25 protein-coding genes are annotated in these 26,713 nt (G+C 61.0%); 19 read left to right on the plus strand and 6 right to left on the minus strand.

Features of this window, described 5'->3' with window-relative positions:
* Positions 1-251 precede the first annotated feature (251 nt).
* The 12 genes from GSP01_RS06225 to GSP01_RS06280 all read left to right on the plus strand — a co-directional run bounded on the left by GSP01_RS06225 (position 252) and on the right by GSP01_RS06280 (position 14,414).
* A complete protein-coding gene (locus GSP01_RS06225; protein ID WP_141351819.1) occupies positions 252-1,208 on the plus strand; it encodes a lysophospholipid acyltransferase family protein in 957 nt (318 codons plus the stop codon).
* Between the two features lie 270 nt (positions 1,209-1,478).
* The gene (miaB, locus tag GSP01_RS06230; protein ID WP_141351936.1) at positions 1,479-2,879 is read left to right on the plus strand and encodes a tRNA (N6-isopentenyl adenosine(37)-C2)-methylthiotransferase MiaB; all 1,401 of its coding nucleotides are present in this window, start codon (positions 1,479-1,481) and stop codon (positions 2,877-2,879) included.
* Complete coding sequence (locus GSP01_RS06235) at positions 2,873-4,057, plus strand: PhoH family protein (protein WP_141351821.1); 1,185 nt, start codon at positions 2,873-2,875, stop codon at positions 4,055-4,057. Before miaB ends, GSP01_RS06235 begins: the two co-directional genes overlap by 7 nt.
* On the plus strand, positions 4,026-4,532 hold the full coding sequence (ybeY, locus tag GSP01_RS06240) for an rRNA maturation RNase YbeY (protein WP_141351823.1): 507 nt from the start codon (positions 4,026-4,028) through the stop codon (positions 4,530-4,532). The genes GSP01_RS06235 and ybeY overlap by 32 nt, the downstream gene beginning before the upstream one ends.
* Positions 4,529-5,476, plus strand: a complete 948-nt coding sequence (locus GSP01_RS06245; protein WP_141351825.1) for a hemolysin family protein — start codon at positions 4,529-4,531, stop codon at positions 5,474-5,476. The genes ybeY and GSP01_RS06245 overlap by 4 nt, the downstream gene beginning before the upstream one ends.
* Before the next feature lie 55 nt (positions 5,477-5,531).
* Entirely contained in the window at positions 5,532-6,167 is a 636-nt protein-coding gene (locus GSP01_RS06250) for a thioredoxin domain-containing protein (RefSeq protein ID WP_141351827.1), read from the plus strand.
* On the plus strand, positions 6,168-6,803 hold the full coding sequence (locus GSP01_RS06255) for a thioredoxin domain-containing protein (protein WP_141351829.1): 636 nt from the start codon (positions 6,168-6,170) through the stop codon (positions 6,801-6,803). It begins immediately after the preceding gene.
* 34 nt (positions 6,804-6,837) lie between these two features.
* Positions 6,838-11,373: an AAA family ATPase gene (locus GSP01_RS06260; RefSeq protein WP_141351831.1), complete on the plus strand. Its 4,536-nt coding sequence runs from the start codon at positions 6,838-6,840 to the stop codon at positions 11,371-11,373.
* 112 nt (positions 11,374-11,485) lie between these two features.
* Complete coding sequence (locus GSP01_RS06265) at positions 11,486-12,172, plus strand: metallophosphoesterase (protein ID WP_141351833.1); 687 nt, start codon at positions 11,486-11,488, stop codon at positions 12,170-12,172.
* Positions 12,162-12,518 carry a chorismate mutase gene (locus GSP01_RS06270; RefSeq protein WP_141351835.1) on the plus strand — a complete coding sequence of 119 codons (357 nt, stop codon included), beginning with the start codon at positions 12,162-12,164 and terminating at the stop codon, positions 12,516-12,518. The genes GSP01_RS06265 and GSP01_RS06270 overlap by 11 nt, the downstream gene beginning before the upstream one ends.
* Entirely contained in the window at positions 12,518-13,027 is a 510-nt protein-coding gene (locus GSP01_RS06275; RefSeq protein WP_141351837.1) for a SixA phosphatase family protein, read from the plus strand. Before GSP01_RS06270 ends, GSP01_RS06275 begins: the two co-directional genes overlap by 1 nt.
* Before the next feature lie 91 nt (positions 13,028-13,118).
* Positions 13,119-14,414, plus strand: coding sequence for a citrate synthase (locus GSP01_RS06280; RefSeq protein WP_141351839.1), 1,296 nt, complete (start codon positions 13,119-13,121; stop codon positions 14,412-14,414).
* 16 nt (positions 14,415-14,430) lie between these two features.
* Here GSP01_RS06280 and GSP01_RS06285 read toward each other — a convergent pair whose 3' ends face one another.
* Entirely contained in the window at positions 14,431-14,667 is a 237-nt protein-coding gene (locus tag GSP01_RS06285) for a hypothetical protein (protein WP_141351841.1), read from the minus strand.
* A 207-nt stretch (positions 14,668-14,874) separates the two neighbouring features.
* Here GSP01_RS06285 and GSP01_RS06290 point away from each other — a divergent pair, with 207 nt between their 5' ends.
* Both GSP01_RS06290 and GSP01_RS06295 read left to right on the plus strand, forming a co-directional pair.
* A complete protein-coding gene (locus tag GSP01_RS06290) occupies positions 14,875-15,621 on the plus strand; it encodes an orotate phosphoribosyltransferase (protein ID WP_141351843.1) in 747 nt (248 codons plus the stop codon).
* 62 nt (positions 15,622-15,683) lie between these two features.
* A complete protein-coding gene (locus tag GSP01_RS06295; protein ID WP_237469081.1) occupies positions 15,684-16,466 on the plus strand; it encodes a glutamate racemase in 783 nt (260 codons plus the stop codon).
* Between the two features lie 43 nt (positions 16,467-16,509).
* On the opposite strand, the gene GSP01_RS06300 is transcribed toward GSP01_RS06295, so the two are convergent.
* A complete protein-coding gene (locus GSP01_RS06300; RefSeq protein WP_141351847.1) occupies positions 16,510-17,565 on the minus strand; it encodes a polyprenyl synthetase family protein in 1,056 nt (351 codons plus the stop codon).
* A gap of 150 nt (positions 17,566-17,715) precedes the next feature.
* On the opposite strand from GSP01_RS06300, the gene GSP01_RS06305 reads away from it, so the two are divergent.
* Positions 17,716-18,570, plus strand: coding sequence for a tRNA1(Val) (adenine(37)-N6)-methyltransferase (locus GSP01_RS06305; RefSeq protein WP_174787557.1), 855 nt, complete (start codon positions 17,716-17,718; stop codon positions 18,568-18,570).
* Between the two features lie 7 nt (positions 18,571-18,577).
* Here the strand turns inward: GSP01_RS06305 and GSP01_RS06310 are convergent, their stop codons facing one another.
* Entirely contained in the window at positions 18,578-19,597 is a 1,020-nt protein-coding gene (locus GSP01_RS06310; protein WP_141351849.1) for a ribonucleotide-diphosphate reductase subunit beta, read from the minus strand.
* A gap of 25 nt (positions 19,598-19,622) precedes the next feature.
* On the minus strand, positions 19,623-21,476 hold the full coding sequence (locus GSP01_RS06315; protein ID WP_228123687.1) for a ribonucleoside-diphosphate reductase subunit alpha: 1,854 nt from the start codon (positions 21,474-21,476) through the stop codon (positions 19,623-19,625).
* A gap of 461 nt (positions 21,477-21,937) precedes the next feature.
* Here GSP01_RS06315 and GSP01_RS06320 point away from each other — a divergent pair, with 461 nt between their 5' ends.
* Positions 21,938-22,369: an OsmC family protein gene (locus tag GSP01_RS06320; RefSeq protein ID WP_141351853.1), complete on the plus strand. Its 432-nt coding sequence runs from the start codon at positions 21,938-21,940 to the stop codon at positions 22,367-22,369.
* A gap of 23 nt (positions 22,370-22,392) precedes the next feature.
* Here the strand turns inward: GSP01_RS06320 and aroC are convergent, their stop codons facing one another.
* On the minus strand, positions 22,393-23,475 hold the full coding sequence (gene aroC, locus GSP01_RS06325; RefSeq protein ID WP_141351855.1) for a chorismate synthase: 1,083 nt from the start codon (positions 23,473-23,475) through the stop codon (positions 22,393-22,395).
* Position 23,476: 1 nt separating this feature from the next.
* On the minus strand, positions 23,477-24,328 hold the full coding sequence (gene fabI, locus GSP01_RS06330) for an enoyl-ACP reductase FabI (protein ID WP_141351857.1): 852 nt from the start codon (positions 24,326-24,328) through the stop codon (positions 23,477-23,479).
* Between the two features lie 145 nt (positions 24,329-24,473).
* On the opposite strand from fabI, the gene GSP01_RS06335 reads away from it, so the two are divergent.
* The 3 genes from GSP01_RS06335 to GSP01_RS06345 all read left to right on the plus strand — a co-directional run bounded on the left by GSP01_RS06335 (position 24,474) and on the right by GSP01_RS06345 (position 26,681).
* Positions 24,474-25,016, plus strand: a complete 543-nt coding sequence (locus tag GSP01_RS06335) for a hypothetical protein (RefSeq protein WP_228123649.1) — start codon at positions 24,474-24,476, stop codon at positions 25,014-25,016.
* Between the two features lie 129 nt (positions 25,017-25,145).
* Positions 25,146-25,748, plus strand: a complete 603-nt coding sequence (gene pdxH / locus GSP01_RS06340; RefSeq protein ID WP_141351859.1) for a pyridoxamine 5'-phosphate oxidase — start codon at positions 25,146-25,148, stop codon at positions 25,746-25,748.
* A gap of 48 nt (positions 25,749-25,796) precedes the next feature.
* Complete coding sequence (locus tag GSP01_RS06345; RefSeq protein ID WP_141351861.1) at positions 25,797-26,681, plus strand: universal stress protein; 885 nt, start codon at positions 25,797-25,799, stop codon at positions 26,679-26,681.
* The last annotated feature ends 32 nt before the right edge of the window (positions 26,682-26,713 follow it).

Genomic DNA, 26,713 nt, shown 5'->3' on the forward strand with positions numbered 1-26,713 from the left:
TTCACCGTGCGTCCTGAAATCTGTCTTGAGGGCATTTCCGGCCTTGTAAAAACCGGAACACGAGAGCGCAGACCGAACAAGGCGACTGCTACCTATCCGAGGAACCTTGCACGGCGCTCTCTGTCAAGTCCTGCCGGACAGGAACGGTCCGGAAAACTGTCCTGCACCGGCGACGCCCGGCAGGCAACCCGACAAGCAAGCCAACAAACAAGATTGTGTCCCCCCCGCGAAAACCGTATCACTCAGCACCCATGCCCCATCGTGATGCCAAGACACCGAAGAGCCGACGCGGTCACAACCGTCCCGTCGTGGATGAAAATGCCGCCTTCCCGGCTTTTCAGCCGACAACATCCACATCCTTCTACAGCCGTCTGCGCTGTGCGCTGCGCCTGTCCCTCGTCCTGATCTGGACGTTCTGGACGTGCAGCCTTCAGGCCATTCTGGTGCGTCTGCCCGGGCGGTTAAAAATCATGATGCCGCGCATTTACTGGAGAGGCGTGTGCCGGATTCTGGGCATCAAGACAAAAGTCATCGGCAGCAGCGCGGGTGGCGTGCGGACGGCAAGGGACGTCCGAAACGGCAAACGCCCGGTTGTGTTCGTCGCAAATCACTGTTCCTGGCTGGACATCGCCATTATCGGCAGCGAGCTGCCTGTCGTTTTTGTCGCTAAGGGTGAGGTCGGAAAATGGCCCCTCATCGGCACGGCGTCCCGTTTGGGGCGCAGCATTTTCGTCAGCCGAAACCGTCAGGATACCGGCCGTGAACTTCAGGAAATGGCCGCACATCTGTGGGACGGTGACGACATTGTCCTGTTCCCCGAAGGCACGTCTTCTGACGGCTCGCGCGTTTTGCCTTTCCTGTCGTCGTTTTTCGCCGTTGCCAAACCCGGGCGTCTGGAGAAAGTCGGCCTACCCAAGGCCCCCCCCGTCCTAATCCAGCCCGTTTCCGTCGTTTATGACAGTCTTGAAGGCTTGCCGGTCGGGCGAAGCCGCCGGAATGTCTTTTCATGGTACGGCGACATGGACCTTGCGCCACATCTCTGGTCCTTCGGCCAGTGGCGGACCATGGGGGCATCTCTGATGCTACACGAACCGATCACGCCGGATGCATTTCTCTCCCGTAAGGACCTGTCCCGTGCTACCTTTGAAGCCGTCAACAACGGTGCCGCAGAGCTGCGTCGCGGTCAGCCGAAAGTGACAGAGTCCTGAAAATCTGTGCCAAAACCAGGCTGACAATCAGGTTTATCTTGACTTGAAGCCTGCCCCCGCGTCACCTTCAGAACACGACACGGCAGCAATCCGGTTTTCGTGTCCGGAGGTGGTATTACCCATTCAGGCCCGTCTGATCATCCGTCGGTCCATCGTGTTCGGGACACTGTTCCCCGGAACAGACTTGACCGCGCGGATTCCTGCCCCGATGTGTGTGCCTGATTCTGCCATTCCCGGACCGAGACCTTGACTGCCCCCACTTCCCCAGCCGTGCCTGCCTCTTCCGACACCGCGCCCATTGGACATGCTCCACGCGGCCTCCATGTCATTACATGGGGCTGTCAGATGAATGTCTATGACAGCGCACGCATGGCCGATGTCCTGCGCCCGCTGGGCTATGGACCGGTTGAGCGCCCTGAAGACGCGGACATGGTCATCCTCAACACCTGCCATATCCGCGAACGGGCGACTGAAAAGGTCTTTTCCGAGCTTGGACGTCTGCGCAAGATCCGTGACGAACGGATGAGCAATGGGGCTGACCGGACCATCATCGCGGTTGCGGGATGCGTCGCGCAGGCCGAGGGGGAGGTCATCCTCTCCCGCGCACCCTATGTCGATCTGGTTCTCGGTCCGCAGACCTACCACAAGCTGCCCGAAATGGTCGCCCGCGCTGCACGTGCCGGCGGTGCCGTGATCGAGACGGACTTCCCGGTCGAGCAGAAATTCGATTTCCTGCCCACGGAGGCCGCTCCCCAGACGCAGGGTAACCTCACGGCGTTCCTCACCATTCAGGAAGGCTGTGACAAGTTCTGTTCGTTCTGCGTCGTGCCTTACACCCGTGGCGCGGAAACAAGCCGTCCAGTGGCCTCAGTCCTGGCGGAAGCGCGACGGATGGCGGAAAGCGGCGTGCGCGAGATCACACTGCTCGGGCAGAACGTCAACGCCTATCATGGCGATGATGGCAAGGGCGGAAGTGCGACGTTGGCCGGACTGGTCGAACAGCTTGCGCAGATCCCCGGTCTGGGCCGCATCCGCTACATGACGTCCCACCCCCGCGACGTGGACCAGAGCCTGATCGACGCGCATCGGGACAATCCCGCTCTCATGCCGTTCCTGCATCTTCCAGTCCAAAGCGGCTCGGACCAGATCCTCAAGGCCATGAACCGTGGTCATACGGCAGACGAATACCGCGAAAGCGTCCGTAAGCTGCGTGAAGCCCGCCCAGATCTGGCCCTGTCTTCCGATTTCATCGTCGGTCATCCCGGCGAGACGGAAGAGGATTTCGAAGCGACCATGCAGCTCGTGCGCGATATCGGTTTCGCCATGGCCTACAGCTTCAAATATTCCCCCCGTCCCGGCACGCCGGCTGCTGGGCAGCCGATGCAGGTACCCGAGGACGTGAAGGATCGCCGTCTGGCCGAGTTGCAGGCGCTTCTGCGCGAACAGCAGGACGCCTTCAACGCCGACATGGTCGGGACGGTGCAGGAAATCCTGGTGACGAACCGGGGCCGCAAGCCCGGGCAGATCGCCGGGCGTTCGCCTTACCTCCAGCCTGTTCACTTCGACGGCCCCGATCATCTGATCGGCTCCACCGTCAAGGTCGCCATTACCACACGCCGCACCAATTCCCTAGGCGGCACCCTGATCCGGGAGACAGCCTCCGCTTGCTGACAACGCACCCGACCCGTCCCGTCGCCACCAGCAGTGGCTCCGAAGGCAACCGCACCGTTGCCTTGCGTTTCAACGACAACATCCTCCTCCAGCGCCTGCTGGGAGACCATGACCGGCATCTCGTCCGGCTGGAGGAAGGGTTCAACGTCAAGCTGTCCTGTCGTGGCAACAAGATTGCCATTTCCGGCGAAACGGACACGGTCGGACGGGCGCAGGCGGCCATCATCGCGCTGTACAACCAGCTCGAACAGGGCGGCACGATCGATGCCTCGCAGGTCGATGGCGTCATTCGCCTCACCGCCCTACCGAGCCGTCCCGAACGGCCGAGTGATACACGACAAGCCCGTCCGACGGCTTCGCAGGAACCTCCTCCACGCGGCAATAGCCAGCGCCGCCCGGAAAAAACTAACGGCAAGCAGCAGCCCCTGCCCGCCAGCCCGTTCGGAGATCTGCCTGCCATCCGGACCAAGCGTGGCGTCATTGCGCCCCGCTCGCATGGTCAGGCGGGCTATATGGAAATGCTGGCTAATACCGATATGGTGTTCGGCATCGGCCCAGCTGGCACGGGCAAGACCTACCTGGCTGTAGCGCAGGCCGTGGGCATGTTGCTCGCAGGACAGGTGGACCGGATTATTCTCTCGCGACCAGCTGTTGAGGCCGGTGAGCGCCTCGGCTTTCTGCCCGGCGACATGCGCGAAAAAATCGACCCCTATCTGCGCCCGCTCTATGACGCCCTGCATGACATGATGCCGGGTGATCAGGTGGTGCGCCGCATGGGGACGGGTGAGATAGAGGTGGCTCCGCTTGCTTTCATGCGCGGACGCACTTTGGCTCATTCCTACGTCATTCTGGACGAAGCCCAGAATACGACCGCAGCCCAGATGAAGATGTTCCTCACCCGTATGGGCGAAGGCACACGCATGGCCATTACGGGCGATCTGAGTCAGATCGACCTGCCGAATGGTGTATCATCCGGTCTGCGCGAAGCCGTCGAGACCCTTGAAGGGATCAAGGGAATCGGCATTACGCGCTTTTCTTCCGAAGATGTGGTGCGCCATCCGCTGGTTGCCCGTATCGTCGATGCCTATGAACAGAAAGCGCCAGCCCCCCGGGACGTGTTCCGGAACAGGCTGCGCCGGGAAAACAATGGAACCTCCAAGTCGACACGCCGGTACTGACATCATCATCGAGGACGCGCGCTGGCGCGCCTCGGTTCCGGGGACGGAGCGTGCAATCCGGCGCGCCCTCGTCGCGGTTGCCCGCCAGGGTGGACCCGACTTCACGCAGTCTCCGGCTCCTTCGATCCTTCTGGCGACAGACCGGATCGTCAAGCGCCTCAATGCGCGTTTCCGGGACAAGAACAAACCCACGAACGTCCTGACGTTCGAGCCGCTCTCCCCCATGCATGGTGGGGACATCGTACTGGGTTACGAGACGGTACGCCGCGAAGCCGCGGCGGCCCGGCGCTCGCTGCGGGCGCATCTGTCGCATCTTGTGGTGCACGGCGCGCTGCATCTTGCCGGTTACGATCATCATCATCCTGGCGAGGCCCGGGAAATGGAAGGAATTGAGACCCGTACCCTGCGGTCCCTCGGTTTTGGGGATCCTTGGCGGCAGGGAAACTGGCGGCAGGCTGGGAGTGTCCGGATATGAGCGACGACTCACACGACCGCCCGACCGAAGAATCGGGCAAGAGCCGCCCTTCCCGCGGCCTTTTCGGACTTTTCAACCGCCGCGGGCGTGATCAGGGTCTGCGCGAGTCCATCGCCACCCTCGTTCAGGAAGCCGGACAGCCAACCGAGGATGCGGGCGACGAGCCCGAACTCGACCGGCAGGAACGCGCCCTCATCATGAATGTGCTGCGTCTGCGGGGCATCACGGCGGATGATGTCATGATCCCGCGCGCGGACATCGTCGCCATGCCCGAGGCCCTGCCCTTCAACGAGGCGCTGGACCTAATGCGCCGGGAAAACCATTCCCGTCTTCCGGTCTATCGCGACCAGCTCGATGACATCGCGGGCATGATCCATGTGAAGGACCTGATTGCCTATGTCGGCGATCCGGAAGCCTTCGACATCCGCCCCCTCCTGCGTCAGCCACTGATGATCGCGCCGACCATCCCGGTACTGGACCTGCTGCTGCAGATGCGTCAGCGCCGGATGCACATGGCCCTCGTGATCGACGAATATGGCAGCATCGACGGGCTCGTGACGATCGAGGATCTGATCGAAACCATCGTGGGCGATATTTCCGACGAGCATGACGATCCGGTCACAACTATGTGGGTGGAACGGGCGGATGGCTCGTTTGATATCGATGCCCGTCTCCCTGTCCGACAGCTTGAGGAGCGGCTTGGTGCCGTGCTGACGGATTCTGAACGCGAGGCCGAGATCGAGACGGTCGGCGGTCTGGTTTTCCGTCTGGCGGAGCACGTCCCGGCCAAGGACGAGGTACTGACCCATGAAAGCGGCCTGGAATTCCGGGTTCTGGATGCAGATGCCCGGCATATCCGTTCCCTGCGTATGCGGGTTCCGGAAAGCTGGGAAAACAAGCCTCTTCCCGCCCTCAAAACGCAGGAAGATGACCGGGGCTCTTGACGGAGGCCTCGGTTCATCGTTCGAGTATCACATCGTTTCCAGCGGAGCCCCGCCCATGTCTGCCGACCAGCCTCTCGGCCGCCGTACCCTTCTCGCTTCCGGAATGGCCCTTGTGGCCTGTGCGGCCGTACCGTTCGCACAGGCCGATGACCTACCCGCCAGCGATCCGCGCATGGGGCCCCGCGTCATCGGCTCACCGGATGCAAAGGTGATCGTGGACGAATGGCTCTCACTAACCTGCTCGCACTGCGCCCACTTCGCGCAGGAGATCTTTCCCCAGATCCGCAAGAACCTGATCGATACAGGAAAAATCCGCTACCGCTTCCATGACTTCCCGCTCGATCAGGTCGCCCTGCTGGCGTCCATGGTCTCACGCTCTCTGCCCACCGAACGCTACGAACCCTTCGTGACGGATCTGCTCGACCATCAGGACGAATGGGCCTTCGCTCAAAACATCGACCCCGTGGCTGAGCTGAAGAAGCGCGCAGCGCTGTTCGGCGTAAGTGCTGCCGAATTCGACAAGATCAATGCCGATAATGCTCTGCGTGAGTCCATTATCAACAGGCAGGACCGTGACGGCGCTTTCCTCCAGATCCAGGGCACGCCATATTTCCGCATCAATGATGTTCCCGCACCCACCGTGGTCGGGAGCTATGATGATTTCGCCAAAGCAGTTGCAAAGGCTTCCTGAATGACCCGTCTTTCCCTTTCCCGCCGCTTTTTCGTTTCTGCGGCGCCAGCCCTCGCCGTGGCCGGAACTGCCGCTGGCACGGCCCGCGCCGCCGCTACCGGTTCGAGCGATGCCCGGCTGAGTCCGCGTATCATCGGCAACCCGAATGCCAAGATTCTTGTTCAGGAATGGTTCTCCCTGACCTGTACGCATTGCGCGCATTTTGCGACGGAAGAGTTCCCCAAGGTCAAGGAACAGCTCATCGATACCGGCAAGATCCGCTATCAGTTCCATGATTTCTGCGGCGATCGCGTCGGCCTGACGGCGGCCATGGTGGCCCGCTCTCTGCCGGAAGAGCGCTACGTCCCCTTCCTCGAAGCCCTCTTCTCCAGCCAGATGCAGTGGGCCTTTGCATCAGGTGGTGACCCGATGCAGCGCCTGCAGCAGATGTCTGCCCTCGCCGGCGTTTCGGCTGCTCAGTTCGACGCCATCAGCAAGGACAACGTGTTCGCCGAAGCCCTGTTCAATCAGGTCAAGAAGGATGCGGACACCTACAATATCCAAGGCACGCCGTATTTCCGCTTCAACAACACGCACTACGATCAGGATCCGGAAACCTACGAAAAGTTCGCCGATCTCGTCGCCAAGGCCTCCTGATCCAGAACCGTAGGACCAGTATCTCCATACCCTGATGTCGAGCCGCACCACGACGATCGACCGCCTGAGCATTGGCGGTTTCAAGAGTTTCGCCGATGAGGTGCATCTCGATATCCTCCCGGGTCTGACGGGGATCATCGGGCCAAACGGCTGCGGCAAGTCCAATGTCGTGGAAGGCCTGCGATGGGCGATGGGCGAGACCTCCGCCCGCGCCCTGCGGGGCGGGGAACTCGATGACCTGATCTTCGCGGGCACGGGCGCACGCTCGGCCCGTAACATTGCTCAGGTCACGCTGCATCTGAGCAACGCCAGCGGACTGGCCCCGTCCCCGTTTCAGGACGCGGACGAGTTGGAAATCAGCCGTCGAGCAGAGCGCGGATCGGGTAGCGAATACCGCATCAACGGACGCGTCATGCGCGCCCGCGACGTCCAAACGCTATTTGCTGATCTGGCATCTGGTGCACGTAGTTCCGCCATCATCAGCCAAAACCGCGTTGGCCAGCTGATCGCGGCCAAACCCGAGGAACGGCGCCTTCTTCTGGAGGAAGCCGCAGGCATCACCGGCCTGCATGCCCGCCGCCATGACGCCGAACTCAAACTGCGCCAGACCGAGACGAACCTTTCCCGCGCTGAAGACTTGCGTCTTCAGCTCGAGGAACGGCTGGAAAGCCTTGAAGGCCAGACGGTTCAGGCCCGAAAATACCGTGAGATTTCAGAGAAAATCCGCCAGACAGAAACCGAGCTTCACGTCCTGCTTCATGCCCGCGCCAACCTGGCCGTCCAGCGCAGCCGGGACGATCTGGCAAAAGCACGCGAAGACCTGAAAAAGGCCGAGCAAGCCGCAGAAGCCGCCGCCACAGCCGAGTTCGAGGCCCGCAAGGCCGCCCCGCAGGCACGCGAAGAAACAGATCGTCTTCGCAGCGCTCTGGAGCGGCTGAAAGTCCAGTCTGAAATCCTGAAACAGGATCTCGACCGTGCCCGACAGACCGAATCCGAAACCCGCCTTCGCCTTGAACAGGCCGAAGGAGATCTGAGCCGCAGCGAAGCCAGTCTGACGACGGACCGGGAAGCCTGGCAGAATGCCGCGGAAGAATGTGCAGCTCTTGAAGTTGAGATGATCGCACTACCCGGCCTGCGATCATCCTGCACAGCAGAGTATGAACGTCTCGATGCGCTCGAAAAAGAACAGGCTCTCGCTCTGGAAAAGGCAATCCGCCTGCGTGATGCTGAAGCCATCCGCAGAGACAGCGTAATGGAAGGGCTGGATGCCCTGACCCTTCGTCTGGATGCGGAAATTGGCGCACTGAACGCTCTTGAAGCGGAAATCGCGGCATTGGATCATGCGACACCTGATAACGACACACTGGAGACACTGCGTCAGAAGACCGCGTCGATGCAGGAACAGTCGCAGCTCGCCAGCCGTCAGGAACAGGACTACACGACCGCCTTGCAGGAGGCCCGTCTCAAGGCCGAGTTGGACGGACGGGCTCTGGCTGAAGGCAGAAGCCGCCTCGAAGCGCTTAAGGCCACCGAAGTCGATCTGGCCAGACGCCTTCAGACGACCCAGACCCAGATCACGCAGGACCGTACCACACGCAATGCCGCTCAGGCCGAACTGCTGACCAGAGAAGGAAGAGCAGAGCTTGAGGCAGCCCGCGACAGCACGGCACAGGCGTTGACCGAAGCCCGCGACCGCGAGGACCACGCCCGACAGGAACAGGAGCGACTTGGCGCTCTCTGGCTGGAAGCACGCGCTGCGGCAGAAGAAGGCACACAGCGCCGCAAGACGCTTTTCCGAACAGTTGAACAGGCTCGGCAAGCCCTCGATCAGACGCGACAGAAAGCTCAGTTGGCGGCCACGGCAGAAACAACGGCCCGGGTCGCCCTCGTGCCCGAACAGGCTGTTCAGGATGTCCGTAATACCGTCACGCAGACGGAAGAACGCCTGACGGGTCTGCAAAAAGCCCTCACCGAAGCGGAAGCCACGCTGGCAGAGACGCGTGAACAGGAAGCACAGGCCCGGCAGGCCCTGTCCGCGCTGGAAACGCTCATCCTACGCACAAAAGGCGAATGCGAGGGGCTGGAGCAGAGCCTCAACGCCGTTGCCGCCCAGCCCGATCCGCTGGAAGACACGCTGGACCTCCCGGCAGACATGGCCCGCGCCGTCGCGGCAGTGCTGGCAGACGGGCTGGACGCTTCCCTGGCTCCGGACAGTATTCCCGCTGACAGACGTTGGCGGTCTCTTGATCGTCTTGGAAGTGCGCAACTGGCGGGCTGTCGTCCGCTCTCAGACCTTGTTCAGGCCCCTGCGGCGCTTGGACGCTGTCTGGACGCCGCATTCCTTCTTGAGGACCCCAGTGCTGGAGCGAACCTGCAGAAAACCCTCCAGCCGGGACAGGTTCTGGTCTGCCGTAGCGGCGCGCTCTGGCGCTGGGATGGATTTACCCGTTCCGCCGATGCGCCGGATGCCGGAGCCGCCCGGCTGGAGCAGCGACGCCGTCTGACGGAAACCTATGCTCTGCTTCAGTCCCATCAGGCCGATCAGCCCCGCCTGAGCAAGGCCTGCACCACAGCCATCGAGGCACGCGAACGCGCCGAAACGACCCTTACGGCCCTGCGTCGCGACCGCACAGCGCTGGAGCCTCAGCTTGCCGAAGCCAGGACCGTGGCATCGCGGATCGAGCAGAAAGCGGCTCTGGCCCGCACCCAGTGGGAACAGGCCGTAGATCGCCTGAAGGACGCCGAGGCTGCACTGGACACCGCCCAGTGTGCGACCACGCAGGCCGAAGCCGAACTGGAAGCCCATCCTGCTCCCGACGACCTGTTACTGAAAGCACAGACCAGCGCTCAGGACTCTGAAAACGCCCGCAATGCACTGCGAGACGCCAGCAGCAGGCTCCAGACTGCGCGGAGTGCCGCAGATACTACAGCACGCGCCCTGGATCAGGCCCTTCTGCGGCACGACAGTACGCTCACCCGCCTGCGGGATCTGGACGAAGGACTGAGGCGGCTTGAGCAGGAACACGAGCGTCTGACGGCCCAATGTGTCGCACTCCAGCAGCAGGACAGCCGGCCCGATATCCCCGCACTGGAAGCCTCTGCCCAGGCCTCACAGCAGGTTTTCGATCAGGCACGTTCCTCTGCCGAGGCGGCATCGCAGGCAGCACGGGAAAGCCGCAACAATGCTGCCCACCTGACGCGAGAGCTTCAGGCGCTCGACCAGTCCGCCGCAACGGCCCTCGCCCGACGCTCGGCGTTGGAGCCACGTCAGCAGGAGCTGCAGGAGCTGGTCACCCGCTTGCGCGAAGATCATACCAGACGAACAGCCGAACTGACCGAGAGGCCGGATCCTGCGATTCTGGAACAGGCAGTTGTGGACGCCACGGCGCCCCTTCACGAAACCCGCCATCTCCTGGAAGCCGCCCGGACCGAAAGCGCCCGCCTGTCTCTTGAAGACGTCCGTCTGACCGGCGCGCTGGTTGCGGTCCGCGCCCAGCTTGAAGCACTCAGCACCCGGATCGCGGGGGAAGAAGCCAGTCTTGCACATCTCCGCAACCGGCGGGACGAGTTGCGGGACGGCTTTCAGACACACAGCGCAATGCCTGCCGAGCTGGAACGGAAACTCTCCGGTCACGATCAGACCCTGACGGACGCCCAAAACACCTATGACGCGGCACGCGCCCGAGACGAAGCGGCGGGTGCCGCAGGGCTGGAAGCGCAGGAGCAGCGCCGCAACGCCGACCTGGCACTGGCGGCGGGACGGGAAGCCATCGCACGCCTGACCGAGCGTGCCGAACAGGCCATGGCCGCCCGCGAGCGACTGCTGGCCGACAGCGAGCCTCCCGAAGGTGGCGCACAGGGCGCTTCCTATCCGTCCGACCTTTCCGAACAGGCCGAAACCTCAACCCGTCGTCGCCTTTCCCGCCTGACCCGCGAGCGCGAAGACCTGGGCGCGGTCAACCTACGGGCCGAAGCCGAATTCGAGGAAGCACGCGAAACGGCCGATACCATCGCTCGCGAGCACGCCGAACTGACGGCAGCCATCAACAGGCTGCGCGGGGGGATTGGGACGATCAACCGCGAAGGACGCGAACGCCTGCTGGCGGTCTTCTCGGAAGTGGACCGACATTTCCAGTCCCTGTTCGCACGCATGTTTGGCGGCGGACGCGCACATCTGGGCATGGTGGGCAGCGATGATCCACTGGAAGCCGGGCTTGAGATTTTCGCCCAGCCGCCAGGCAAGAAGCTCTCGACGTTGTCCCTGCTCTCGGGTGGCGAACAGGCCCTGACTGCGCTTTCACTGATTTTCGCGACCTTCCGCTGTAACCCAGCCCCCATCTGCGTACTTGATGAAGTCGATGCGCCGCTGGATGACGCGAATGTCGAGCGTTTCTGCTCCCTGCTGTCTGACATGACGAAAGAAGCCGGCACACGCTTCCTGGTCGTGACGCATCATCAGCTGACAATGGCGCACATGGATCGTCTTTATGGTGTCACGATGCAGGAGCGTGGTGTAAGCCGGGTTCTGTCAGTCGATCTGGGGCGTGCCGCAGCACTTGTGGACGGATGAGGTCAATTTTCTCAAACAGATAAATTGACGTTGGACCGTTCTGGCCCTTTGATAGAAGGAAAACCAGAAAGCACGCGCCATCTTCGTTGATCCACCCCTTCCCGCCCCCATCATGATGCGAATCCGTGAACACGGCATCCGCGTGGTTGGAGACGTGCATGGTGATTTCAACGCTTTCCGTCATGCCACCGCAACCGAGCGTTTTGTCATCCAGCTCGGAGACCTCGTTGATCACGGTCCCGACAGCGCCGGCGTGATGGAGCTGATGCTCGAACTTCTGGAGCAGCAGCGTGGGCTGTTCATTCTCGGCAACCACGACCGCAAGCTCGGCCGCGCCCTCGAAGGCAGGCGCTTGAGGCGCGATCCACCGCTTGAGGAAACGCTGCGCCAGATTTCGCTTCCAGAATACGAAGGGCTTCCCGAGCGCATATACATGGCCATCGATCAGGCGCCGACATGGCTGCGGATCGGCCGCTCCCTATTCGTGCATGGCGGATTTCATACGGCCATGCTTTCCCATTCCCCGGTGCCGGGTTTGGGCGAGATGTCTGCGCCTCTGTCCCGCGCCCTTTTTGGTGAAACCACCGGCCGGATGCAGCCGGATGGCTATCCCGAACGCCGCCTGACCTGGATCAACCGCATCCCCGAAGGGATGACGGTTTATGTCGGCCATGACCGCCGCTCGACCGACGGACGCCCCTGGCGCCGGACGGGACGCCTGGGGGGTACGGCCGTCTTCACCGATCTCGGTGCCGGAAAAGGCGGCCATCTTGCATGGATTGATCTGAATGAGCCCTGACCCCTCCAATACACCTCACACATCCAAGTCGGCCGCCTCCGATCCTGCCCTGGCCGAACTCGAACGCCTGCGCGCGAGTATAGACAACATCGACGCCGCCCTGATTCACATGCTGGCAGAACGCTTCCGCTGCACGCAGGAAGTTGGCAAGCTCAAAGCCCGCGCCCATCTCCCGCCGGCTGACCCGTCCCGGGAGACGCGCCAGATCGAACGCCTGCGCCAGCTTGCCCGCGATGCCCATCTGGATCCGGATTTCGCCGAGAAGTTCCTGGCCTTCGTCATCCGTGAGGTCATCCGCCATCACGAAGCAATCGCTGCAGACGCCCGTCGGACATCGAAAGGCTGATGCGCTGCCTCCTGCTTCTGCGCCACGCCGAAGCAGTTTCCCATCTCCTGACGGCGAAGAGCGACAGTGCCCGTGCGCTTACACCGAAGGGGCAAGAGCAGGCTGCCAGCATTGGCAGACAGCTTTCCACACTGGATCTACCTTCCCCCATCCGGATCCTGTGCAGCCCTGCCATCCGCACCCGGCAGACCACGCAAGGCGTTCTTGCCGCTTCTGGCACGGCCGCATCACTCGAAATCGAAGAGAGCCTGTATTCCGCAACGGCTGACGATCTTTACAGCCTCATTTATGCCACGCCAGAAACCGCCGAGACCCTGCTGATCGTCGGCCATAACCCAACCATCGGCGAGTTCGCCTGCGATCTTCTCGGGCCAGCCCTTCAGAGCGCCCGGTTTTCCGCGCTCTATCGATCTTATCCGCTGGCTGGCCTGACGGTTCTGGGCGTTCAGGGGCAGTGGCTGGATGTTCGTCCGTCCACGATCCAGCCCATTACGCTTATCCAACCCTGAAAGAGCGTCCAGAGGGCTTCTCTGGACATAAAAAACCTTTCGGAGATAAAACAGCACAACATCCTTACATTTCAGGCGGGTTATCAACTACATGTCCGAAAATCGTTCCGTAACCTTTGGTCTCGATGGCCTCAGCCGTCAGTTTCCAGTTCTGGAAGGAACGATCGGTCCGGATGTCGTGGACATGCGCGCTCTGTCCCAGAAAACGGGCGTCTTCTCCTTCGATCCTGGGCTGGGCAGTACCGCGACCTGCACCAGCGCCATCAGCTATATCGATGGTGACAAAGGCGTCCTGCTGCATCGTGGCTATCCGATCAAAGACCTGGCCCTCAACGCCAGCTTTACCGAGACGGCCTATCTGCTGCTTTATGGTGAGCTTCCGACCGCCGCGCAGTATCAGGCGTTCCGTACGGATATGAACACCCACCGGCTACTGAACGAGCAGATCCGGAATTTCTTCAATGGCTTCCGCCGAGATGCGCATCCCATGGCGATCCTGTGCGGAACAGTCGGCGCGCTTTCGGCCTTCTATCATGACGGGCTGGACATTTCAGAACCCAAAGCCCGGGACCTCTCGGCCCGTCGCCTGATCGCCAAGGTCCCGACCATCGCAGCCTGGGCCTATAAATATTCCATCGGCGAGCCCTTCATCTATCCCGATGAAGAAATGTCGTTCTCCGAGAACTTCCTGCACATGCTGTTTGCCCGCCCCGGAAACCATTACCGGGTCAATCCCGTACTGGCCCGCGCGATGGACCGCATCCTTCTCCTACATGCCGATCACGAGCAGAATGCCTCCACGACGACCGTCCGCCTCGTGGGCTCGACCGGTGCGAACCCCTATGCCTGTATCGCAGCTGGCATTGCCGCCCTGTGGGGGCCTGCGCATGGCGGCGCCAACGAGGCCGCACTCAGCATGCTGGAAACCATCGGTACCCGCGACGGTATTCCGGCCTTCCTCAGCGAGGTCAAAAACCGCAATTCCGGCGTGCGCCTGATGGGCTTTGGCCATCGTGTCTACAAAAACTTCGATCCACGCGCGAAGATCCTTCAGGCAACCTGCCACGAAGTCATCGAGGAACTCGGCCTTAAGCGCGATCCACTACTGGATCTGGCGATGGAACTGGAGCGCGTGGCCATGGAGGACGACTATTTCGTCAGCCGCCGTCTTTATCCAAATGTGGATTTCTATTCCGGACTGATCCTCAAGGCCCTCGGAATTCCCAAGAGTATGTTCACCGTTCTGTTCGCGGTCGCTCGGACAGTCGGCTGGATCAGTCAGTGGAAGGAAATGATCGAGGAACCGTCCGTGCGCATCAGCCGCCCGAGACAGCTCTATATCGGTGCAGCGGAACGGAGTTTCGTCCCCATGAGCGAGAGGCGCTGAAGCGCCTCCGCAACATTCAGCAGTCGCAGCCCGGAGTCTCGCCACGAGCCTGACGAACGACATGATGGTCGATCCATTCGGCCACGAGGCGACGTGCTTCCTTCACAGAAGCTTCGGGATGGTGGATGCGATACAGCGTTGTGCAGGCCGCAAAGGCCTGCATGTCCGGCTGCCCGACTTCACGCAGTTCCTGATAGGCCGTTACAACAGCGCGTTCGCATTTCCGGCCGATCCGACTGGTCTCTATGCTCACTTCTGTTCCTGCCGTAAATGAGAATGAATATCGATATCTCTCCCTAGAACTCCGGACGCTCCCATGCAAGCACGAAGATCGATGGGACCGGTGACACTGACAGGCAGCAGATAAAATTCACACACCCCGGAAGGGGAACATATTGCCCCTACCCTTCCCGGCAACAGCCCGGTAAACCACGAGAAAACGACGTCAGCGGAGACAAGCATGACCCAGTTCGCCGAAAGCCCGATGGCGGGCCGCACCCAGTGGGACCGTGACGCGGCCCTCACCACGGCCCGTATCCTGCTTGAGATCAAGGCCATAAACTTCCGCCCGGAAGACCCCTACACCCTGACGTCCGGCTGGAAGTCCCCGGTCTATATCGACTGCCGCAAGATCATTTTCTTCCCACGCGCCCGCACCAAAATCATGGAACTGGCTGTTGAGAAGATCGGCCGTCACATCGGCTATGAAAGCATTGACGCCGTCGTGGGTGGCGAGACCGCCGGTATCCCGTTCGCCGCCTGGATTGCGGACCGGATGATGACCCCAATGGCCTATGTCCGCAAAAAGCCGAAGGGCTTCGGCCGCAATGCGCAGATCGAAGGCGACGTGCCCGAAGGCATGCGCACCCTGCTGGTCGAGGACCTGACGACGGACGGCGCATCCAAGATCCGATTCGCCAATGCCCTGCGCGATGCAGGCGCCATCGTGAACCACACCTTCGTTGTATTCTTTTATGGCGTCTTCCCGGGCGCCCATAAGACACTGGCAGACATGGACATCTCGCTCCATTCGCTCTGCACCTGGTGGGACGTTCTGGAAGCCTGTGCAGGCGGCGACTACTTCTCCGAAAAGGACAGCGCCGAAGTCCGCCGCTTCCTGGAAGATCCCTGCGGCTGGTCCAAAAAGCATGGCGGCGTGAGCAGCGCGGAAGAAGCGCTGGCTCTCAAGGCCAAAGCCGAAGCCTGATGGACACTGGCGCATCCGTGCCAGCCGGCCGGAGTCTGGTTTTTGACTCCGGCATTGGCGGGATGGGTGTCGTGCAGGCCCTGCGCGACCTCCTCCCCGCCCTGCATATCGATTATCTCGCCGACACGGCTCTCTTCCCGTATGGCGAACAGCCTGACGATCTGCTGACCTCCCGGATCGTCAGCCTTCTGGTTGCCGCCTGCGAGCGCCTACAACCCGACATTCTGGTTATTGCCTGCAACACCGCCAGCACAATTGCCCTGCCTGCCTTGCGGCAGCGCCTGAACATTCCCGTAGTCGGCTGCGTGCCACCGATCCGCTGGGCCGGCCGCGTCTCGACAAGCCGGGTCATCGGTCTGTTATCGACATCAGCCACGGCGCGACGCCCTTACATCCTCCGGCTTCATCAGGATTTTGCTCCCGACTGCCGCCTGATCACTCATGGTGCACGCCAACTGGCGGATCTGGCAGAGCGCGCCTTTCTGGGTGAGGCCATCGCGGATTCAGACGTACAATACGAACTGACCTGCCTCTTCAGTCAGCCCCATGGCGGCGAGATCGACACTGTAGGCCTGGGCTGCACGCATTACACATTTTTGATGGACGCTTTCGAGCGCCTGTCTCCCCCCGGCATCACCTGGCTGGACCCGGCCCCGGCCGTCGCACGGCAGGTCCGAACAATCCTTCAGGAGGCATCCTGCTCCTCAGCAACATCCCGCCCCGGCAGACTTCTGATGACCCGCGCACCACAGAACGCCGCAAGACTGGAAGGGGCAGCGCAAAAACTTGGTTTTTCGCAATGGGATGTGTTTTCGGTTCCCGCACCAGGCATGGCGGAAGCCTGAAAAAACGCCCTGTCCACTCAGGAGCAGGGCGTTTCAAAGTGTATCAGCGTGCGCGATCGACGGTGTACTGGACCGTCTCCGTCATAAGGCGCCGCAGTTCACTATCGGGAAAAATCGACAACGCATCCACAGCCTCTGCGGCATAAGCCTGCGCACGGGCGATCGTCGTTGCAATGGCACCCGTCTTCTCTATCAGGGCCAGGGCATGCGGCAGATCGGCTTCCGTCTGCTCGCCCTTTTCAATGACTCGTTCCCAAAAAGCGCGATCTTCGGGAGAGCCGGATTCATAGGCAGCTAGAACCGGCAGCGTGATCTTGCCTTCACGCATGTCGTCGCCAATCGTCTTGCCCAGAACCTGCTGGTCGGCGGCATAATCCAGCGCATCGTCAACAAGCTGGAACGCCATGCCCAGATTAGTGCCGAAACGGTCCAACGCCACTTCTTCCGCTTCCGGACGATCCGCGACAACCGCGCCAACCCGACAAGCCGCCGCGAACAGGGCAGCCGTCTTGCCGTGGATGACTTCAAGATAACGATCGACCGGTGTGGACAGGTCGTTCTGCGTCACCATCTGCAGAACTTCACCTTCGGCAATGGTTGCCGACGCGTCGGACAGAATTGCCATAACCTTGAGCGACCCGTCCGCTGTCATCAGCTGGAACGACCGCGCAAACAGAAAGTCCCCTACCAGAACGGAGGCCTTGTTGCCGAAGACGGCATTGGCCGACGCCAGACCACGACGCAGATTGCTCTCATCGACCACGTCATCGTGAAGCAGCGTTGCTGTATGGATGAACTCCACGCAGGCCGCCAGCCCGACATGACGCTGATTTTCGGGAGTCGACTGATAACCACACAAGCGGGAGGCAGCGAGCGTCAGCAATGGCCGCAGACGCTTGCCACCAGCCGCGACAAGATGGGCGCCAAGCTGTGGAATGAGCGGAACCGGGCTCTCCATCCGCGCAATGATCGCACGGTTGCAGGCCTGCATGTCCTGTTCCAGGTAGGCGGACAGAGCGGAAAGGGCGCTCTCGCCCCCTGCATCCCTGACCACAGCTTTCTCAACGGTCGCAGAAACGTCCGGTGCGGCAGAATCCAAGGGTCATTACTCCAGTTCCCGCAGCGGACCCGGAGACTGGCCCAGGACCGCACGGGCACGATATGATGTGGCGTGGCCCCGTTCTTTCTCTCCCATCGCAGGAAGAACGAACGGACCATGTAACGCCGGACGACAGGTTGGGAAGATCATATGAGCGGCAGCAGGAAGACGGTCAACCCATTGCCCCGCCCGAAGTCCCTTACCGCTCCCCTATCTGCCCCTCCTACCCCCGCCAGGGAAGAGGGTTTCCTACTGGGCGGGCGTGTGCGCTACGATCAGTTCACCAAAGGCTACAGGACCGGGCTTGAGCCTGTCCTCATGGCGGCCTCGATCCCCGCAAAACCTGGCGAAACGGTACTGGAAGGAGGATGCGGCGCAGGGGCTGCCCTGCTTTGCCTCTCGGCGCGCATTCCGGGGGTGCATGGAGTCGGCCTGGAGTCCGATCCCGAGACACAGGCGCTGGCCGAACAGAATATCCGCAATAACCAGCTTTTGGAGAATACCCCGAAACTCCGGATACTTCAGGCCCATCTGCCGGCTATCCCCCGGAGCCTGCGTGCTCTCACCCCCACAGCGAACGGCCGCTTCCATCACGTCATGGCCAACCCACCATGGCACAGCCCTTCCGGGCCCCCCTCGCCTGACAACCGACGCCGTCTGGCACTGAGCGCGGAAACGACCACGCCGGAAGACTGGATCTGCGCTATGACGAAATGGGTGCTTCCGGGCGGGACACTGACATTTATTCTCTCCGCTGCCGTTGCGGACCGGGCGTGTCAGACATTGCTGGAAAATGGATGTGGTTCGATCCAGCTCTATCCCTTCTGGCCCCGTCATGGACGTGAAGCAAAGCTGGTTCTGGTCCGCGCGGTGCATGGAGGCCGCGGGATTTTCCGGTTGCGAGCCGGGCTGGTCCTGCATGAGGCAGATGGCCGCTTCACTGCCGCGGCCGAGCGCGTCCTGCGTGACGGAGAAGCCCTGCCCGAAAGCGAAGCTTCTCCTTGAGCAGGTCTTAGCTGAAGACGTTGCCTTCGAACGCTTCTTCCCATGTCCCGGACGTAGACGCACGGGAGTATTCGGTCGAGCGGTTCTCGAAGAAATTTGCGTGCTCGACGGCATTCAGCATGTCGTCGATCCACGGCAGCGGGTTGCTTTCCTGCCCATAAACCGGGTCCAGGCCCAGCTGCGTCAGACGACGGTCAGCAATGAAGCGGATGTACTTCTTCACGTCGTCAGAGGACATGCCTTCAACCGGCCCCATCTCGAAGCACAGATCAATAAACGCATCTTCATGCTCGACCGTGGTGCGGCAGATCTGCGTCAGTTCCTCGCGGAAATCCGGAGTCCAAATTTCGCTGTTTTCGCGGACGAAGGTACGGAACAGGCGGATCATGGACAGGCAGTGCAGCGTCTCGTCACGCACCGACCAGGACACGATCTGCCCCATGCCCTTGAGCTTGTTGAAGCGTGGGAAATTCAGCAGGATCGCGAAGGACGCAAAAAGCTGAAGCCCTTCCATGAACGCCCCGAAGGCCGCCATGGTCTTGGCGATTTCACGCTTGTTGTCGATGTTAAACGACTGCATGAAATCGTATTTGTCCTTCATCTCCTTGTATTTCAGGAAGGCCGAATACTCGGTCTCGGGCATTCCGATGGTGTCAAGGAGATGGGAATACGCGGCGATGTGAATCGTCTCGATATTCGAGAACGCGGACAGCATCATCAGCACTTCGGTCGGTTTAAAGACCTGACTGTAATACTTCATGTACGCGGAGTTCACCTCCACGTCCGACTGCGTGAAGAAGCGGAAGATCTGCGTCACGAGATGACGCTCGGCTTCCGTCAGCGTCCGGTGCCAGTCCTTCACATCATCTGCCAGCGGCACTTCCTCAGGCAGCCAGTGAACGCGCTGCTGGGTCAGCCAGGCATCATAGGCCCAAGGATAGCGGAACGGCTTGTAGACCGGATTGGCGGTCATCAGGTCGAAATGCTGTTCGTCCGGCATGCCGGAGATCGGGGTGGTGTCGCTCATGATCGCGTCCTTTCAAATCCCGCCATTACTGGCAGGACAGGCACTCTTCGTAATCGCCGCTGCTCATTTCGCCGCGCGGGGCGGCCTGAGCCGTGGCTTCGTATTTTTCGTCTTCCAGAATGTCGCTCTTTACCGCCAGCGTGGACACCGCATCGGCGCGCTGCACGGACAGGGAGCGGCAGTAATAGAGAGACTTCAGGCCCTTCTTCCAGGCCTGAAAATGGATCTGATGCAGGTCACGCTTGTGCACGTCAGCGGGCAGGAACAGATTGACCGACTGCGCCTGACAGATGAACGGCGCACGATCGGCGGCATGCTCCACAACCCAGCGCTGGTCGAGCTCGAACGCCGTCTTGAACACGTCCTTCTCATCCTGCGTCAGGAAATCGAGATTCTGCACCGAGCCCTTGTTCAGCGTAATCGCCGACCAGACTTCGTCCGTGTCCTGCCCACGCTCTTCCAGAATTTTCTTCAGGTGGCGGTTGCGCACCGAGAACGAGCCCGACAACGTTTTCTGCAGGAACACGTTCGCACTGATCGGCTCAATGCCCGGGCTGGCATTGCCCGTGATGATGGAGATCGAGGCCGTCGGCGCAATGGCAAGCTTGTGCGAGAAGCGCTCCATAAAGCCGTATTCGGCGGCATCCGGGCACGGCCCGCGCAATTCTGCCAGATGCTTCGATGCAGCATCGGCCTGCTTGCGGATATGTTCAAAAATCTTCCGGTTCCAGACCTTCGCCATCACAGACTCGAACGGGATCATCCGGGCCTGCAGAAAGGAATGGAACCCCATCACGCCCAGACCGACCGAACGCTCGCGGGCAGCCGCGTATTTAGCACGCGCCATATCATCCGGTGCGCGGTCGATGAAGTCCTGCAGCACATTGTCGAGGAACAGCATGACGTCCTCGATGAACTGCGGGTCATCCTTCCACTCGTCCCAGGTCTCAAGATTGAGCGAGGACAGGCAGCACACGGCTGTCCGGTTCTTGCCATGATGGTCAATACCGGTCGGCAGCGTAATCTCGGCGCAGAGATTGGAGGTCTTCACTTCCAGCCCAGCCAGCTTGTGATGCTCCGGACGGGCGCGGTTCACATGATCGGAATAGATGATGTAGGGCTCGCCCTGCTCCATCCGCGCCGTCAGGATCCGAATCCACAGACCCCGCGCCGACACCTTGCGGATCGTGCTGTGATCCTTCGGAGAGAGCAGCGCCCATTCTTCGTCCGCCTCGACCGCACGCATGAACGCATCCGTCACGAGCACACCGTGATGGAGGTTCAGCGCCTTGCGGTTCGGATCACCGCCCGTCGGACGGCGCATCTCGACGAATTCTTCCACTTCCGGATGCCAGACCGGCAGATACACGGCTGCCGAGCCACGACGGAGCGAGCCCTGCGAAATCGCAAGCGTCAGGCTGTCCATAACGCGGATGAAGGGAATGACACCGGACGTCTTGCCGTTACGGCCAATATTTTCGCCGATGGAGCGCAGATTGCCCCAGTACGACCCGATGCCGCCGCCCTTGGACGCCAGCCAGACATTCTCGTTCCACAGCCCCACGATTCCCGAAAGGCTGTCTTCAGCCTCGTTCAGGAAGCAGGAAATTGGAAGACCGCGCTCAGTGCCTCCATTGGACAGAACGGGTGTGGCGGGCATGAACCAGTGGCGGGAAATATAGTCGTAAATCCGCTGCGCATGACCCGCATCCGCGCCGTAATAAGACGCCACACGCGCGAAAAGCGACTGATAGTCCTCGCCCGGCAGCAGATAACGATTGTTCAGCGTAGCCTTACCGAAATCCGTCAGCAAAGAATCGCGCGAACGATCCACACGCACGGCGTGATGACCCGGAAGCTGCACAACATCATCGAACATGTCCGCGGAATCGGCATCACCCGGAAGCGGTGCTTCACCGATGGGATGGTTGAGCGGCGAATGCACGTCATGCGGTCGGTCGGACTGATCGGGCACGTCCATCGTCACGTCATGAAGGGTCATTCGCTCTCTCCGCAGGGCATCTATTTTCGAAATCTTGAGCACTCATTTCCATCACTCCGAACCCGACCGCAAGCACGAAGTTCGCTTGCAAAATCGGCAGAGCTGTGAATTGGACCTATCCCATATCTAGGGAGAGAATTCGTTAATGCCCCTAGATATAGTAGCAACCGCAGAAAACCGCCCCTAAGCATTGTTATCCCAAGAGTTTTCCCCCGGAGCATTTTCCCGGTGTGTGATACCGGTCACAGGATTGGGAAATTTCGTGAACATCACGTCGAGCAACGATCCACGCAACACCACGTTTGGGGATCCAAGCCCACAAAACGAAAGAGCCCATTATGACCATCAAAAAAACAGCCTCAGCCCACTGGACCGGCGGCCTCAAAGACGGCAAAGGCACGATTTCCACCCAGAGCGGCGCTCTGCACGATCAGCCTTACGGCTTCAATACCCGCTTCGAAGACAAGCCCGGCACGAACCCCGAGGAACTGCTTGGTGCGGCCCATGCCGGGTGTTTCACGATGGCGCTGTCCATGATGCTGGAACAGGCTGGCTTCAAGGCCGAATCACTGGAAACGAAAGCGACCATCTCACTGGACAAGTCCGGCGAAGGCTTTGCCATCACCCAGTCTCACCTCACCGTGCGTGGCAAGGTTCCGGGCGCGTCTGAAACGCAGTTTCTCGACATTGCGAACAAAGCCAAAGCGGGGTGCCCGCTGTCGCAGGTCATCAAGGCAAACATTACGCTGGATGCCACCCTCGAACACTGAAACGTCGCTTGTACTGGCGGGGCCTAACGGCCCCAGCCACATTGCGCGTGATCACGCAGAAGATGATCGGCCAGCACACAGGCCATCATCGCTTCGGCCACGGGAACAGCCCGGATGCCGATGCACGGATCATGCCGCCCCTTGGTCATCACTTCAACAGACTCACCCTCGCGCGTGATGCTGGGAACGGGTGTGAGAATCGAACTGGTCGGCTTGATCGCAAAACGCGCCACGATGGGCTGTCCTGTGGAAATACCACCCAGAATGCCGCCGGCATGGTTTGATGCGAATTGCGGCCCAGGCGAAATCGGATCGGCGTTCTGTTCGCCGCGAAGGGCGGCCACGGCAAAACCGTCCCCAATCTCGACACCCTTGACCCCATTGATACCCATCATGGCACCGGCGAGATCAGCATCAAGCTTGCCATAGACCGGCGCACCGAGTCCGGCAGGTAGACCTTCCGCCACAACTTCGACAGTTGCCCCGATCGACGATCCATCTTTGCGGATGGAGTCGAGAAGAGCTTCCCATGGCCCCACGGATTCCGCATCCGGGCACCACAGTGGGTTGCGCTCGACCTCATTCCAGTCCCAGCGGGCAGGATTGATGGTCTGGCCACCGATTCCCGTCAGGGCGGCACGGATCTTCACGCCCTCCCCTACCAGCGTTTTGAGCAGTACGCGCGCCACGGCCCCTGCTGCAACCCGCATGGCCGTCTCACGCGCTGAAGAACGTCCACCCCCACGATAATCGCGGATGCCGTATTTCATGTCATAGGCGATGTCAGCATGACCGGGACGATAGCGGGTTGCGATATCACCGTAATCCTTCGACCGCTGATCGGTATTCTCGATCATCAGCGAAATGGGTGTTCCGGTCGTCTGCCCTTCAAACACGCCTGAGAGGATCCGGACCTGATCCGGCTCCCGGCGCTGCGTGGTAAAGCGGGACTGCCCCGGCCGACGGCGGTCGAGCCAGGGCTGGATGTCCTGCTCGGACAGCTTCAGGCGGGGTGGAGAGCCATCAATGACGCAGCCGATCGCCGGTCCGTGACTTTCCCCCCAGGTAGTAACGCGAAAAAGATTCCCGAAGCTGTTGTCCGACATGTCAGGTCCCGGAGCCGACCGCTGCGATGTCCGGAGCGTCCGGGTTCTTCATGCCGACCGTGTGGTAGCCGCAGTCAACATGATGAATCTCTCCCGTCACGCCGCTGGACAGGTCGGAGAGCAGGTACATGCCCGAACCGCCGACATCCTTGAGGGTCACGTTACGCTCCATCGGAGCATTGAGCTGGTTCCAGCGCAGGATATAGCGGAAATCGCTGATCCCGTTGGCGGCCAGCGTCATGATCGGACCGGCGGAGATGCCGTTCACGCGGATATCGTCACGGCCCAGATCGGCAGCCATGTAGCGCACGGAGGCCTCCAGAGCTGCCTTGGCCACACCCATCACATTATAGTGCGGCATGACGCGCTCGGCGCCGAGATAGGTCATGCTCAGAAACGATCCGCCCGGATTCATCATCGCAGATGCACGACGAGCAACGCTCACGAAGGAATAGCAGGAGATGTCCATGGCCTGCAGGAAGGCATCGCGCGGCGTGTCGATATAGCGGCCGCGAAGATACTGTTTGTCTGCAAAAGCGATGGCATGGAGCACAAAGTCGATCTTGCCCCAGACCTTCTCGATTTCGTCGAACGTGCTGTTGATGGCGTCGTCATCGCTGACGTCACAGGAGAGGACGAGTTCGGACCCGACACTCTCGGCCAACGGACGGACGCGCTTGCCCAGCGCCTCGCCCTGATAGGTAAAGGCAAGCTCCGCCCCCTGTGCCGCACAGGCACTGGCAATAGCCCAGGCAATAGAGTGTTTGTTGGCAACACCCATGATCACACCGCGCTTGCCCTTCATAAGGGTTCCGCTCACTGGAGCCGGGATGTTGTCTTCCGTTTCAGACATGGTGATTTCCTGAATCGCGTTGGCGTATTGAGGGCCGTGGTTGCACAAGCGCCCGTTACAAACAAGACTTTGCGACGATTGCGCCGTTTTTTGCCCTCTGACAGGACATTAAGGCATCACTCCGGCGCTTAAGGAATTTTTACCCATGTGTTCGAAATCCGCCTGCGCCACCATGGACCCATTCGATTTTTCCGAACGACACTCCATCCTGATCCGCGCCCGGCCCGAGAGCATTCTGAACTCCGTACGCCGCTACCGTCTGGGGGATGATCCGCTTCTCCGCCCCGCCCTTTACCTGCGTGGACTGCCTGCCCGTCTGCTGCACACCCCGCCTCCACCGCCTCTGGAGCTTCAGGACTTCACGCTTCTTTCACAGACCGATCGCAGTCTGATCTACGGGCTGAAAGGCTCTTTCTGGCGGACGAATTACGGTCTGCGCCGTTTTGACACACCTATGGAATTTCTCGGTGACAGGGATGCGTCCAGTGCAACCCTGGTCCTGTCCTTTATGACAATGCCAGCCGGGCGGGAACGGACGCGCCTGGTTACGCAGACACATATCCTTTGCCCCACTTCCTATGTCCGGCGGCGCTTTCTCCCCTACTGGCTCATCATACGCCCTGTCAGTGGCCTGCTGCGACGACGCATGCTGTCCCAGATCAAGGTGCGATGTGAGCAGAGCGCCTAAACTGTTTTCATAGCGGGCCGGATGACTGAAACATGCCATCCGCGTTATGATCTTCACACTGACGAGCCGGTCTGCACCGCTCCTGCCGCGCCACGCCTGTTCCGCCAATCCAGTTCCAAGGAGATTCTCATGTCCGACATCCCCCTGATTGACCTGAAGGCCGATCCCTTCGCTCTGTTTGCGGCCTGGATGTCGGATGCCGAGACATCCGAGCCGAACGATCCCAACGCCATGGCCGTGGCAACCGCCACGTCCGACGGGCGACCTTCCGTCCGGATGCTCCTGCTCAAGGGTGTGGATGAGCGTGGCTTCGTTTTCTACACCAATCTGGAAAGCCGCAAGGGGCGCGAACTGCTATCCAACCCGCATGTCGCCCTGCTTTTCCACTGGAAATCCCTCCGCCGCCAGATCCGGATCGAAGGCCCGGTCGAGGCCGTCAGCAGTACTGAAGCTGATGCGTATTTCGCAAGCCGCTCGCGCATGTCCCGCCTTGGCGCCGTCGCTTCCGAGCAGTCACGTCCGCTGGACAGCCGCAGCACCTTCGAGGAACGCCTGAAAGCCGCGGACGAGAAATATGGCGAGGGTCCGATCCCCCGCCCTGCCAACTGGTCAGGCTTCCGCGTTCTGCCCGAAGCCATCGAATTCTGGCAGGATCGCCCCTACCGCCTGCATGACAGGGCCGTGTGGACCCGTGACGGAAACAGATGGAACGTCACACGACTTTATCCGTAAATACATCATAACAACGTTCTGCAGATTTTGACCGGGGAGCCCTGACCCATGCTTATCGACATCAAGAATATCCTCCTCCCCCTGAACGGCTCCGGTGACCTCGAAGCCGTCATGTCGGTCGCGCTGGATTTCGCGCACCGCTTCGATGCCCATCTGTCCGCTGTCGTGGTCGGCTCGGACCCGTCCGAAGTCGCAACGCTGGCTGGCGAAGGCATCTCGGCTGGCATGGTCAATGAAATGATCGACACGGCCACGACCGAGGCCCAGCGCCGTGCGATCGCGATCCGCAAGGCCTTCGACGCTTTCATTCACGCGCATGGCATCCGACGCGTCGAGCCCTCGAAAATCGGCTCGTCTGCGGGCGATGGCGTCAGTGCCAGCCTGGATGTCCTCAACGGGACGGAGCACGATTCCCTGACATGGCGTTCGCGCCTTGCCGACATGACTCTGGTCCCGAACCTCGCCCAGGACGGCGACCCACGCGCCTCTGAAACGCTGCATGCCATACTGTTCGACAGCGGGCGCCCGCTCGTGATCGCTCCGCCCGCCCCGCCGAAGACAGTGGGCAAGCGCATCGCCATCGCCTGGAACGGCACGCCCGAAGCCTCATTGGCCCTGCGCTGCATCCTGCCCTGGGCCCATAAGGCCGAAGCCGTGCAGGTCCTGACCTGTCAGGACTACCAGCGTCGTGGACCGGGCGCGGACGAGATCGTGACCTATCTGCGGATGCACGGCATTTCCGCCACGGCCCGCGAGTTCGAGGCCGTCAACCGTGACATCGGTGCGGGGCTCCTGAAGGCGGCCACGGAGTTCAATGCCGACATGCTTGGCATGGGCGCCTATTCCCACTCCCGTCTGCGCCAGATGATTCTGGGCGGTGTCACCCGTCACATTCTGGAACAGGCGCAGCTCACCGTTCTCATGAGCCGCTGAACCCGCTCTCCCTGCCTGCCGACCTGGAAGGA

Source organism: Gluconobacter sphaericus NBRC 12467, assembly GCF_006539125.1.
Taxonomy (GTDB): domain Bacteria; phylum Pseudomonadota; class Alphaproteobacteria; order Acetobacterales; family Acetobacteraceae; genus Gluconobacter; species Gluconobacter sphaericus.